This window comes from Bacillus sp. DE0042, assembly GCF_007680225.1.
In the GTDB taxonomy this organism is placed as follows: domain Bacteria; phylum Bacillota; class Bacilli; order Bacillales; family Bacillaceae_G; genus Bacillus_A; species Bacillus_A wiedmannii.
In genome coordinates this window covers 187,532-200,419 of the sequence record NZ_VEJP01000006.1, presented here as the reverse complement: position 1 = coordinate 200,419, position 12,888 = coordinate 187,532, and the positions used below count along the sequence as shown (strand labels likewise).

Annotated in this window: 14 protein-coding genes; 4 read left to right on the top strand and 10 right to left on the bottom strand. The window is 38.1% G+C overall.

What is annotated here, in order from left to right; all coding sequences use genetic code 11:
* Window positions 1-11: 11 nt before the first annotated feature.
* The 6 genes from FS802_RS21645 to FS802_RS21620 all read right to left on the bottom strand — a co-directional run bounded on the left by FS802_RS21645 (window position 12) and on the right by FS802_RS21620 (window position 3,629).
* Entirely contained in the window at window positions 12-632 is a 621-nt protein-coding gene (locus FS802_RS21645; RefSeq protein WP_097814943.1) for a hypothetical protein, read from the bottom strand.
* Window positions 629-1,390: a MerR family transcriptional regulator gene (locus FS802_RS21640; protein ID WP_048563447.1), complete on the bottom strand. Its 762-nt coding sequence runs from the start codon at window positions 1,388-1,390 to the stop codon at window positions 629-631. The genes FS802_RS21645 and FS802_RS21640 overlap by 4 nt, the downstream gene beginning before the upstream one ends.
* 100 nt (window positions 1,391-1,490) lie before the next feature.
* Window positions 1,491-1,718, bottom strand: a complete 228-nt coding sequence (locus FS802_RS21635; protein ID WP_098707802.1) for a hypothetical protein — start codon at window positions 1,716-1,718, stop codon at window positions 1,491-1,493.
* A gap of 17 nt (window positions 1,719-1,735) precedes the next feature.
* Window positions 1,736-2,128, bottom strand: coding sequence for an ATPase (locus tag FS802_RS21630; RefSeq protein WP_098707801.1), 393 nt, complete (start codon window positions 2,126-2,128; stop codon window positions 1,736-1,738).
* Between the two features lie 11 nt (window positions 2,129-2,139).
* Window positions 2,140-2,337, bottom strand: a complete 198-nt coding sequence (locus FS802_RS21625; protein WP_000538359.1) for a helix-turn-helix transcriptional regulator — start codon at window positions 2,335-2,337, stop codon at window positions 2,140-2,142.
* Between the two features lie 269 nt (window positions 2,338-2,606).
* Window positions 2,607-3,629, bottom strand: a complete 1,023-nt coding sequence (locus tag FS802_RS21620; RefSeq protein WP_000438412.1) for a YeiH family protein — start codon at window positions 3,627-3,629, stop codon at window positions 2,607-2,609.
* Between the two features lie 151 nt (window positions 3,630-3,780).
* Here FS802_RS21620 and FS802_RS21615 point away from each other — a divergent pair, with 151 nt between their 5' ends.
* The 4 genes from FS802_RS21615 (at window position 3,781) to abc-f (ending at window position 7,546) form a co-directional block, all read left to right on the top strand.
* The gene (locus FS802_RS21615) at window positions 3,781-4,674 is read left to right on the top strand and encodes a LysR family transcriptional regulator (RefSeq protein ID WP_098707800.1); all 894 of its coding nucleotides are present in this window, start codon (window positions 3,781-3,783) and stop codon (window positions 4,672-4,674) included.
* 51 nt (window positions 4,675-4,725) lie between these two features.
* On the top strand, window positions 4,726-5,094 hold the full coding sequence (locus FS802_RS21610; protein WP_098720353.1) for a MerR family transcriptional regulator: 369 nt from the start codon (window positions 4,726-4,728) through the stop codon (window positions 5,092-5,094).
* Window positions 5,095-5,098: 4 nt separating this feature from the next.
* Entirely contained in the window at window positions 5,099-5,644 is a 546-nt protein-coding gene (locus FS802_RS21605) for a flavodoxin family protein (protein ID WP_098653717.1), read from the top strand.
* Between the two features lie 267 nt (window positions 5,645-5,911).
* On the top strand, window positions 5,912-7,546 hold the full coding sequence (gene abc-f, locus FS802_RS21600) for a ribosomal protection-like ABC-F family protein (protein WP_098707799.1): 1,635 nt from the start codon (window positions 5,912-5,914) through the stop codon (window positions 7,544-7,546).
* 113 nt (window positions 7,547-7,659) lie between these two features.
* On the opposite strand, the gene FS802_RS21595 is transcribed toward abc-f, so the two are convergent.
* The 4 genes from FS802_RS21595 to FS802_RS21580 all read right to left on the bottom strand — a co-directional run bounded on the left by FS802_RS21595 (window position 7,660) and on the right by FS802_RS21580 (window position 12,863).
* Window positions 7,660-7,971 carry a YbjQ family protein gene (locus FS802_RS21595; protein WP_098653715.1) on the bottom strand — a complete coding sequence of 104 codons (312 nt, stop codon included), beginning with the start codon at window positions 7,969-7,971 and terminating at the stop codon, window positions 7,660-7,662.
* Between the two features lie 65 nt (window positions 7,972-8,036).
* On the bottom strand, window positions 8,037-9,752 hold the full coding sequence (locus FS802_RS21590; RefSeq protein ID WP_000944613.1) for an ABC transporter ATP-binding protein: 1,716 nt from the start codon (window positions 9,750-9,752) through the stop codon (window positions 8,037-8,039).
* Between the two features lie 229 nt (window positions 9,753-9,981).
* Window positions 9,982-11,166: a PDZ domain-containing protein gene (locus FS802_RS21585; RefSeq protein WP_141545948.1), complete on the bottom strand. Its 1,185-nt coding sequence runs from the start codon at window positions 11,164-11,166 to the stop codon at window positions 9,982-9,984.
* 260 nt (window positions 11,167-11,426) lie between these two features.
* Window positions 11,427-12,863, bottom strand: coding sequence for a S41 family peptidase (locus FS802_RS21580; RefSeq protein ID WP_080349976.1), 1,437 nt, complete (start codon window positions 12,861-12,863; stop codon window positions 11,427-11,429).
* Window positions 12,864-12,888: the final 25 nt, after the last annotated feature.

Sequence of the window (12,888 nt, the reverse complement as noted above, 5' to 3'; positions counted from 1 at the left end):
GCTACTTTCCTCTACGAAAGTAGCTTCTCTTTTCCTTTCTCTTTCTTCGGAAAGATCACATATGAAAATGAAATAACTGTATCCACTAAAAGTATAATCGCCCAAACTTGACTAACGCGACTAGCTGGTTCATTTAAAACAATCCCCGTCTCTAACCAATTATGCCATTGTTCAAACGGGACAAAACCGTACAGAAAGAAAAAGAAAATATGCACAACAACGAATAAAACAAGATGCAATACCCAATTTTTTATTTCCTGCTTCGCATAGGACATACCTGTTAATTCTACCTGTTCTTCGATAATAGGCGCTGGTTCATTCCGCCATTTCGCAACTAGCTTTTGCGCAAATATATCAAGCTTCTTCAAATCCTTTTTCCCGTAGAAAACTGCATACAATAAAATAATTACAGTAATGATTTGAAAATTAGAGAACTTCCCTGTTTGATAATAGTCCACTACCCCTAAAGTTAAAATAAACACTTCATTTACGAGGAGTACAATCCCCATAATAAAACTTGCCTTTTTCAAACGGAATCCGTAACGAAGTAAAAAGAAACCGATAGCCGATAACCAAAATACAATCTCTGCCCCAATTAAAAAGTACCAACGATATTCTGCGAGTATACTCATTTATCCCTCTCCTTTTCATCATATATACGAAAAGCTTCATCCATATATAATAAAAATTCTTCTTCAATTGGATACATGCTCATTTTCTGTGAATCTTCCTTCGATTTTCTAACTTCCCATAACTTATCTAAAAACACTTCGTCACCATTAGCCATTTCTAAACACTTCTGCATTAACCTCTTCGTTGCCCCTTGTACCTCATCACTCGCGGCTTCTTTGCCGTCTTTCATAAAAGTACGTAATTGCTTTAATAAATCTACCCATTCTAAAACATTCGGATCTTCTTCACTCATATTTGGCAAGTTATGAAGCAATTTTTGTTCTTCCTTTGAAAATACTTCATTTTGAAATATTTCACGTATACGAGACGACTGTTTCGAAAGCTGAATCAGTTCAAACATAACTTTCCAATCAAGTTCTCCCTCCACATCCACCGAATAAACAACAGCTTGTAAAACACGCTCCATTCGATTAAATTTCTTTTGTTCTTCCTGTACAAACCGAAGTTGTTTCTCAAGAGAACCCTTTAAGTTAAGCTCACCTTTTACTAACATATTCGCAGCCTCTTTCAATGAAAAGCCCATTTCCTTTAAAAATAAAATTTGCTGCAGCCGTATTACGTCAGCTTCACTATATAAACGATGTCCACCTTCAGTCTTCCCGCTCGGCTTTAATAAATCTATTTGATCATAATAACGTAATGTACGTACTGTTATCCCTGTCTCTTTCGTCAATTGTTGTATTGAAATCACTACCATCACCTCTTCCCCTTCATTATAAAAGATGACGTTACGTAACTTTCAAGACTTTTGTAAAAAAAATACAAAAAGCTGTTTATACTCTTTGTATAAACAGCTTTTACGGAAATAATCCCTTTTGTATAGCGCGCCCACAAAATAAAATAAGTGCTCCAACAACAACACTCGTTGCTGTTTTATGATAATGAGCTGAAACTAATAAATAATATGATAAACCTACAGTACCGAGCATAATACAAATACTTGGCACTGGATTACGAGAGAAGTTCTGCATTCCCCAAAACAAAGCAAAAATAGCCGTAGCGGCACATAATACCGGTAATCCCATCCCAGTTCCCCTTTTTTCTATCTATTCCTTGTTGCTAACACACTCGTCGATGCCATACTTATTAATAAACCAAAAATAGCAATATATAATAAATCATTTACATGCACTGCTTGCCTATCTAAATACTTATTTACACAAAGATACATAATGAACAGGAAAATGAAGCTTGTAATACAAATCGTAAAATACGACTTCATCTTATTCACAACTCGCTCATCTATATCTGGAAGTTCTTCTTTTTTGTACTTACGCTTTTTGTAATACGAATACACTATCAAAAATACAATTGCTAAAACGTTACTCACTACGAGCGGTAAAATTGGTATAGCCGGATTCATAATATGAACTACAATGTCTCCCAAAAACAATCCAAAAGTCGCACCGATAAATAACTTTTTAGTATCGTTCATTTTTTCTCCCCTTACTCTAGCGTAAATATTTCCTCCACCTTCACCCCAAAATATTTGGCGATTTTTAGGGATAACTCTAGACTCGGGTTATAATGATGGTTTTCAATTGCCACAATCGTCTGCCGCGTCACCTGCATCGCCTTTGCCATTTCAACTTGCGTTATATGATGTTGCTTTCTTAACTCTTTTATTTTATTTTTCACACCCATAGGCTCCACCTTCGAAAGTAAAGATATCTTTACTTTAATTATAAATATTTTCCAGTTATAAGTAAAGATATCTTTACAAATTTTAGTAAAACATTTCACTGAGCACCTTCTCTCACACAGTACGATAGAAATTCAATTTATATCAGCGCAACTCCATTTTTATCGGCAATTTTTTAATATATCGACTTACCGAAAAATACCGACATCCGTAGCACTATAATCATAAGAAAAAGCTGCCCCCAAATACCTTTGGGAGCAGCTTCTTCCTACTACATAAATCCTAACGCATATACAAGAACGTAGCCAAGAATAGAAAGGCAAACCGAACCGATCAGCCCCGCCACGAATGCTTTACTTCCTAACTTACGGAACGTTTTAAACTCTACATTTAAACCAAGACCCGCCATCGCCATTGCAATAAGCATATAAGCAATGACAACAATGTATCCGGCAACAACTTCTGGTATAACCCCGAGCGAATGCACTGCACTCATCGCTAAAAATCCGAATATGAACCACGGAATTGGAAGGTCGCGCCACGATTTTTTTTCCTCGCTTCCTTCACTCTTACCAAACCATAGTCCAATTAAAATCGCTACTGGCACAAGCATTGCAACGCGCGTTAATTTCACGATAACTGCGATGTCTACAGCCGTACTTCCTCCTGGTGCCGCAGCTGCGATGACATGGGCGATCTCATGCAGCGTCGCACCTGAGAATACACCGTAACCGTACGGTGAGAAGCCAAGCACTGGGTATAATAACGTATAAATAAGTGTAAATATTGTACCTAAAATCGCAATAATTGCTGCCCCAACTGCCGTTTCTTCATCCTTCGCCTTCACTTGCGGTGCAATTGCCACGACCGCAGCCGCGCCGCAAATTGCTGTTCCGCACGCTGTTAAAATTCCAAGTTTCTTCTCTACTTTAAATACTTTCGTTAATCCATATACAACGAAAATCGTGAATGTAATAACAACCGCAGCGATGACCAATACTTTCGGCCCTGCCTTCGCAATATCAACAAGATTTAACCGCATTCCGAGTAAGATGATCCCAAAGCGCAGCAACTTCTTACTCGCAAAGTTCGTCCCTGCAATCGCATCTTGCGGAATTCCAATTGCCGCACGCCAAACCATCCCAATTAGAATAGCAATTACTAATTGTCCCATAATATTTAAAAACGGAAGCTCTGCTAAATATTTCGCAGCAATTGCGATTAATAGTGTAATCCCAATTCCTTGCGAAAATCCAAAGCCCTTCTTCTTTTGTATAACAAGTGTTTGTTCCACTTTGAACCACTCCAATAATCGTATTGGAACATGCATGTTCTTTCTACTTACATTATAAGAGAGTTTCTATAATAAGTTTAATATCAATATTGAATCTCTATCATCAGAAATACTTATGATAAGATGATAGAAAAAGAAAGGAGCCCATTACATGAACGTAGACATTTTAAAAATATTTGTTACTGTCGTTGAACAGAAACACTTCTCCCGTGCAGCAGAATTATTAAACCTTTCACAGCCTGGCGTAAGTATGCATATACGCAACTTAGAAAACGAATTTGGCGCTACTCTTATTCAGCGCTCCCCAAAGCACGTCCAAGTAACGGAGGCTGGAAACATACTATATATACACGCAAAACAAATGCTCTCTCTTTACGAAGATGCTAAGCAAGAAATTAATGAGCTACATAACGTTGTAACAGGAACTCTTCGCATCGGTGCTAGTTTCACAATTGGCGAATACTTACTTCCAAAAATACTGGCTAACTATGCGAATGAAAATCCACACGTCGAAGTTCATACCTTTATCTCAAATACAGAAGACGTTTTACAAAGCCTTCGCTCTAATCAAATCGATATCGGCTTAGTGGAAGGGCAAGTCGTATACGCCGACGTTGACGTTGAAACGTTTATGCAAGATGAAATGAAGCTCGTCGTCCCTCCAAATCATCCACTGCTCCGCACAAATGAAATAAATGAAAGCACACTCCAAGATCAAGTATGGGTATTAAGAGAAAGTGGTTCTGGTACACGCGCTTATAGTGACCGCTTTATTCATCAACACCATTTGAAAATGAAACGATTCTTTACATTTAGTAGTATCCAAAGCGTTAAGGAAGCAGTTAGTGCCGGGCTTGGCATCGCTATACTTTCTGATTGGACTGTACGAAAAGAGCTACTGGCAAAAGAGCTATTCCACGTCGAAGTTCCAAATGAACAACTCATCCGTCCATTCTCCATCGTGCGCGGCAAATACTTCATCCCGTCTAAAGCTATTCAAGTGTTTTTAAATCATGTAGACTCTTTTGCGAAAAAACAGCATTGACCTTCACATTAGTGTGAAGGTTTACAATACATGTAAAAGGAGTGAAACACATTGCGAATTGGAGAGTTATCAAAAGAAACCGGGGTTAGCGAAAGATCACTAAGACATTATGAAGAAAAAGGATTACTCCCTTCTAAGCGCCTCGCAAATGGCTACCGTGATTTTGATGAAAGTGCCATCGAAAAAGTGGATCTTATTCAAATGTACTTACAAATCGGCTTAAATTTAGAAGAGACGGCAAGGATGCTGCGCTGCCTCGAAATAGAGCCGCACCTGTACGAAAATCCTTGCAGCAGTATCCTTACGCTTTATGAAGATAAACTTAATGAAGTAACGAAGCAAATCTCATTACTTTCCAGCATTCAAACGAATTTGAAAAAACACGTTTCACTCCTAAAGCAAACAAAAGAAAAGGGATGATTACATGTTTGTTATACATGGCAGTTCAAGACAAAACGGAAATACAGAAGCTTTAACACATATGGTGATTGATGGAATTGAAACAGAACAAATTTACTTGCGTGATCATATCGTCCACCCAATCATAGATCAGCGCCATGATGCAGAAGGATTCCAACCTGTAAATGATGACTACGAGCAGTTAATCGAGCGTATGTTAGAGCACGACACAATTATCTTTGCTACACCGCTATACTGGTATGGAATGAGCGGTCATATGAAAAACTTCGTCGATCGCTGGTCACAAAGCTTGCGTGATACATCTCTTCATTTCAAAGAAAAAATGAAAGGTAAAAAAATGTACGTTGTCATCGTTGGCGGAGACAATCCAAAGCTAAAAGCATTACCGCTTATTGCTCAGTTCCAATACATCTTTGATTTTGTTGGTTCATCATTTGAAGGGTATGTTATTGGGGATGCGAATGGATTGGATGAAATCAAAAATGATGCTGAAGCACTAGCAAAGGTACAACTGTATAATAACGAATTCAAAAATCATAAGCAAAAATAACTTTGACAAACCATTTTGTATACGCATACAATAAAAGTAACATTATGAAAGGAAGGTACTTTGACCAATGAAGTTCTAATTCTCTTATTTATTTCATCCATCACAAATAGTGAACAAAAAATGATGAAAACTAGCAGAGGATTAGTCTGTCCATTTGTCGATACTTTCTTTCGAAACGATCATGTAAAAAAATCGTTTATTTATGTAAGATTTTTTACATGCAAGGGCGACGTTTATCCTCTCTAGTGAAACTAGGGAGGGTTTTTTATGACTATTTTATTCGCACGCAATATTGAAAAGAGCTTTGGTGATCGCACACTATTTACGTTACCGTCACTGGAAATTCAAGCACAGGATCGTATAGGAATTGTCGGAGTCAACGGAGCTGGTAAATCTACGTTATTACAAATATTAAGTAAAGAAATAGAAGCTGACAATGGCATAGTAACTCACCATAGTTCTATCAGCATCATTCCTCAGCTTAGCGAGGAACTACCGGAAACCGCTTCTTCTCTCGCAAAAGGAAAATGGAGTATTTCAAACGTTACAGATGCAATGAGCGGCGGTGAACAAATGCGCCTAAAGATTGCCCATGCTCTCGAACAGGATGCAGGCATTTTATTCGCAGATGAACCAACAAGCCACTTAGATATGGTTGGTACAGAGCAATTAGAAAAGGCACTTTTATCTTATAAAAGGGCACTTGTTTTAATATCACATGATCGTGATTTTTTAGATAATATATGTACAAAAATCATTGAAATTGAAGACGGTACTATTCAAGAGTATAAAGGGAATTATTCCAACTATCGAAAACAAAAAGAACGTGAACGAACACAAAAACAAGCAGAATATGAGCAATATGTACAAGAAAAAAATCGTTTAGAGCAATCAATTTCACAAAAAAAACAACGTGCTTCTAGCATGACAAAAATCCCAACTCGGTTCAGTTCATCTGAATCTAAACTTTATAAGTTAAGCGGGGCTCATGGCCAAGAACAGGTTAGCAAAGCAGCGAAAGCATTAGAAACACGTCTCGAAAAACTAGAAAAGAAAGAAAAGCCGAAAGATCTTTCTCAGACTCAGTTTGACGTGCAATACCATACACCCATTCATAGTAAAGTGCCAGTACAGTTCAATAAAGCAACAAAGAAAATAGGCGACCGCACACTATTTAAAAATATGAATGGAACTATTGCCCCTGGTGCAAAACTTGCTATTTTAGGTGCAAACGGAAGCGGCAAAACAACTTTGTTCAACATGCTTCTCGCAAACGAGCGTGGCATTCAGCTTTCGAAAAGTTGTAAAATTGGATACTTTGAACAAACACTATCAATTTTAAAAACAGATAAAACCATTTTAGAGAACGTTCTAGAAGAAACCAACTATACAGAAGCATTCGTTCGAACAATACTTGCACGGCTTTTATTCCGGCGTGAAGATGTTCATAAACCTGTACATGTCTTAAGTGGCGGCGAACGAACGAAGGTCGCACTCGCAAAAGTATTTTTAGGAAACTATAATATGCTTCTGCTCGATGAACCGACAAACTATTTAGACTTAGCGACGCAAGAAGAATTAGAAATCATGTTACAAGAATACCCTGGCACAATACTTTTAATTAGCCATGACCGTGCCTTTATTCGCTCTGTTGCAGACCATATTCTACAAGTAGATGAGAGTGAACCAAGAATATTCCACGGTAATTACGAGCAATACACAAAAAGAACAACCGGGGATTCTTTAAACGTTACTGAACAAGAATTATTACGATTACAAACAAAATTAACAGAAATCATCGGCCGAATTTCCATACCAAATCATCACGATGACATCACATCTCTCGAACAAGAATACGAAACATTATTAGTTCAAATCCGAAAATGTAAAGAAGCGCTCTAATGTCTTCCCTATATATCGACAAGGCCTTCCGCATTTCCCAAGAAATATTGGAACTTCGACATAGAATAGCATCAATAACAGTAAAAAGCCGTGCATCAGCACGGCTTTTTACTTTAAATACGGACAGCAGTTCCGCTCACTGCAACCATTAGCATTCCTTCGCGAACTACTTCGTAATCCACGTCGATACCAACAATTGCATTCGCATTTTTTTGTCTTGCGAAAGTTTTCATCTCTTCCATTGCAATGTCGCGCGCTTCTTTTAATTTACTTTCATAAGCGCCCGCACGACCGCCGACAACGTCGCGGACAGAGGCGAAAAGGTCACGAACGATATTCGCGCCCATAATCGCTTCTCCATTGACGATATCGATATACTCAATAATTTCTTTTCCTTGAATTGTAGACGTTGTTGTTACAAGCATGCTTCATAGCCTCCCATATAAGATTTTCACTTACTTATAGTGCACTAATTCAGCAGAAATTATATTTACGAACTGAACTGAGCTTCGTATAAACGGCTATATCCTCCGCCTTGCTCAATTAGTTCCTCATGCGAACCTTGTTCTGCAATACCATCTTTATTTACAACGACGATACGATCTGCATTTTTAATCGTTGCAAGTCTGTGAGCGATAACTAATGTTGTACGGCCGACAGATAGTTCAGCAAGTGATTTTTGAATCGCTAGTTCCGTCTCTGTATCTAATGCGGAAGTCGCTTCATCTAATATTAAAATTGGCGGGTTTTTCAAGAACATACGAGCAATCGCTAGACGTTGCTTCTGTCCACCAGAAAGTTTCACACCACGCTCACCAATAACAGTATCTAAACCGTCTGGTTGTGAGTAAATTAAGTCTTCTAACTGCGCACGTTTTACTGCCTGCCAAATTTCAGCTTCTGACGCCTTTAAGTTTCCGTAAGCGATATTTTCACGAATTGTTCCTGAGAATAAGAACACATCTTGCTGCACAATTCCAATTTGCTTACGAAGTGAAGATAACGTCATATCTTTCGTATCAATACCATCAATTTGAATCGATCCAGACGATTGTTCATAAAAACGTGGTAATAGACTACATAACGTCGTTTTTCCAGCTCCTGATGGTCCTACGAAAGCAACTGTTTCACCTGCATGTATTTTCAAACTAATATCATTTAAAATTGGTTCCTTATTTTCATATCCGAATGTAACGTTGCTATATTGAATATCACCATGTACATGTTTAACTTCCATTGCATCTTTAGAGTCTACAATATCTGGCTCTGTTTCAAGAAGCTCTACATATCTCTTAAAACCAGCGATCCCTTTCGGATAGCTTTCGATTACCGCATTAATTTTTTCAATTGGGCGGAAGAAAATATTCGTTAATAGAACGAATCCGATAAATCCACCGTACGTTAATTCACCTTGCAGAACAAACCATGTACCGCATATTAAGACGAAGAGCGTTACGAGACGCATGAGCATATAACTAATCGATGAATTTAACGCCATAATTTTATACGCCATTAATTTCGTTGTACGGAAACGAGCATTGTTTACAGCAAATTGATCTTTCTCAAACCTTTCATTTCCGAATGCTTGTACAACACGGATACCACCAACGTTATTCTCAATACATGCATTGAAATCAGCAACGTCTGAGAATAAACGTCTAAACGTACCTGTCATTTTTTTATTGAAGTAAAGTGCCAACCATAATAGGAATGGAATGACGAAGAACGTTAATAGCGCTAACTTCCAGTTGATCATCATCATAAATGAGAATGCCCCAACTAAAGTCATAACAGCGATAAATAAATCTTCTGGTCCGTGGTGAGCAATTTCCCCAATTTCCATTAAGTCGTTTGTAAGACGTGAAATTAAATGACCTGTTTTATTATTGTCAAAAAATCTGAATGATAGCTTTTGAATGTGATCAAATAATTTCTGCCTCATATCCGTTTCAATGTTAACGCCAAGCATATGTCCCCAATATGTAACGACGTATTGTAAGCCTGCATTTAAAATATACACTGCAAGTAAACCGAAACAAGCCCATAAAATAAGCGTCCAATTTTGCCCTGGCAATAACTTATCAATAAATTGATTTACGATAAGCGGGAAGCCAAGTTCTAGTAACCCTGCGACAACTGCGCAAGAAAAGTCGAGTATAAATAAACCTTTATACGGTTTATAGTAAGAAAAAAATTTACGTAGCATATCTTACCTCCATTTCCCAAAATTAAAACACCTCTAAATGATAACCATTATCAAATAATTATTCAAGTTATCCGTCTATGAAACTAAAAAGAATGTTTGCGATAGTTGTCGTTTTTTTTGCCGGAAAGTCGATATATTTGAATAATCGCCGATATAAATCCTATTTACTACCAATCTCACCCCCCGCAACCAAAAAGGGTATCACCACAAGGTGATACCCTTTCTTCTATTACATCGCTTCCGAATCCCACTCATGCTCCTGCTGAACAAACACAATACCTAATTCGTGATGTCCTCCGGCGTATAATGCCGTTTGAGCAAGGCGAAGCTCTCCATTTGTATCTAATACTTCTAACTTGCAAAATGCTCCTGTCGTCTTCGTTTGAAGCGCATCATAAAATTCCTCAGCACTTCTTGGAATGACTCCATTTACTTTCGTAATCACTTCTCCAGGCAGTAAATTCAGCTCTGCCCCAATTGTATTCGGGATTGTATCTAATACAACAAGTCCATCATTACGTGCAGCGAAATACGCCGGTCTTGTCTCATCCACAATTTTTTCTTGCATGGAAATTGTGAAACGCCCAAGCATTGCGACTCCCATTGCGATAATGGCAAGTACGTGCCACCAATAACTTGCGATTCCTAAAACAAGTACAATTCCTGCTAATCCGTAGACACGTCTTCCTGTAAATAATAAGGCTTCCGTTGGTTCATAACTTCTAATCTTTCTCATAAATCCAATTAAAAATGGAACGAGGAATAGAGAATAGGTATGTGAACCGATGGAAACGACAGGCCACCATGAAATAAACTGCGTTACTGCATCACCTGGTACAAGAATAAAAATAGGCACGATCCATAAACGCTTTGATTCGTGTAAACCAATCTTTAGCCCACGCTTACCCTTCCTAATCTTCGGCGTAGAATATCCTACTGCATTTTTAGAAATCAACAAGCCCTCTACAACGAGCATGACGCCTAGTAAAATAGCAAGAGATACAATCGTACTCTCTTCCCCTTCTCCAAGCTGTAAGAAGGAAACTGGTAGCTTAGAAGATACTAGAACGCATACAATTGCGATACTAAATGTATAAGCTGCTGATAAATATCGATACATAGCAGTTAATCCAAATAATAACGTCCAAAGTAAGATGACCCATAAGCTCGCTTTAGAAACGACAAGGCCAAGTCCAATTGTAATAATAGATACGATTAATCCGTATCCAACTCCCGCAAATAGAGATGTTCGTAGTTCAAACCAAATATCATAAACTTTAAAGGAAAAATCCTTTCGTTCTCGTAACATACGTAAGTATCCAACGAAGATACTACTTATTAAAAATACATAGACAGCAGGGTGTAAGAAAAAACGTCCAACTGCCCGCATTATTTCAAAAATCCATGCCTCCACGAACCCATTCACCACCATTTATATCATTCTTTCTTTTTATATTATCATAACTGGACAAACGTTTGTTTAACACAAAAAAATACAGGCAGCAAACTGCCTGTATTTTTTTTATCCCGCTTTAATGGGCAGTAAGACCCCCACCTCAAAATTCAGCGAAAGCAAAGAATTTAGGTGGGGGATCAACTGCCCATAAAAGTCCGATTGGTTCAACTAATAATCAGTGGGGGATGAAGAAAACCCCCACTGATTAAAGTTTCACTTTATTTCGCTATTAATTTTAATGCGGACTGTAATTGTAGATCATTTTCTCCAGAACGGATTTTTTCAATAATTTTAGTTTGAATCGCCTCAGCTGTCTTTTTATCCAGCTGCCCTGTCGCTTCCATCTCATTCGCATTTTGGAATGCTTTCAGCGCTGATTCTGTCTCTTTACTAAAGTACCCATCTTCACGCCCCGGTACATATCCTAAACTCTTAAGCATTTCTTGCGCGTGTTTTACTTGCACATCATTTGAATTGTATGAAAGTGTTTTTTCAATTTGAATTGGTGTCGCATGATAATAATCTGGTTGCTTCACTTCTACTGTTGGCGCGATTCCTTTTTTATGAATCCAGTTTCCATCCGGTGTTAACCATTTAAACATCGTTAATTTAATGTTGCTGCCATCTTTAAATGGAACGGCTTGCTGAACAGTACCTTTACCAAACGTTTTTTCACCAATTAAATCGTATCCTTCTCCCTCTTTTAGCGCACCCGCTAAAATCTCTGAAGCAGAAGCACTTCCGTTATCAATTAATACTGAAATTGGATATGGCTTTTTCTCTTTCAGTTCCGTAGAGAATTTCTTTTTCTCACCATTTCGTTGCTCTACTTGTAGCATCGGCTTTTTATCCGTCATAATTTCCCCTAGTATCTCTTCTACACTATTTAAGTAGCCACCAGGATTACCACGCACATCAATAACTAAGCCTTTTATATTTTTCTTCTCTAACTCTTTTAACTGATCCTTAAATTCTTTCGCCGTATTTTCAGCAAAAGAAGTGATTTGCATATAACCGATATCTTTTCCGCTCTCTTGTTTCACAGAACTAAACACTGTGAAGATTGGAATTTTTTCACGCTTAATTTTAAATACAATCGGATCAGCTACTCCTGCACGCTTAATTTCAATCGCGACAGTCGTTCCTTTTTTACCACGAATCTTTAATACTGCTTCTTCACGTGATAAATCTTTCACACTATTTCCATCTACAGATAAAATTTGGTCATTCGGTTTAATTCCAATCTTTTCTGCCGGTGAGCCTTTAATTGGAGATACGATAATAAGCTTACCGTCCGTTTTGTTCACCTCAGCCCCGATCCCCTCTAGCTCAGGATCAAGTGATTCACTAAACTGTTTAGCCGTTTCTTTATCCATATACGTGGAATAAGGGTCCTTCAGCGTAGACAACATGCCTTGTATTGCACCTTCGACTAACTTGTCATCCTTCACGTCTTCCACATAACGTGAATCAATTAGTGCATACGCCTCATTAATTTTTGCCAAATTCCCTTGCGCGGTGCTAGCGTTTCCACTCGAAATTGTTTGCGTTACTTCTGCTGGGTTAACCCCAAATAAAGACATACCTGCAAACATTCCGCCAGCACCAATTAAAAATGCAACAACCATTCCAATAATCGCAACTCTACGTTTCAATGCGGAATTCCCCTTTCCAAAACAC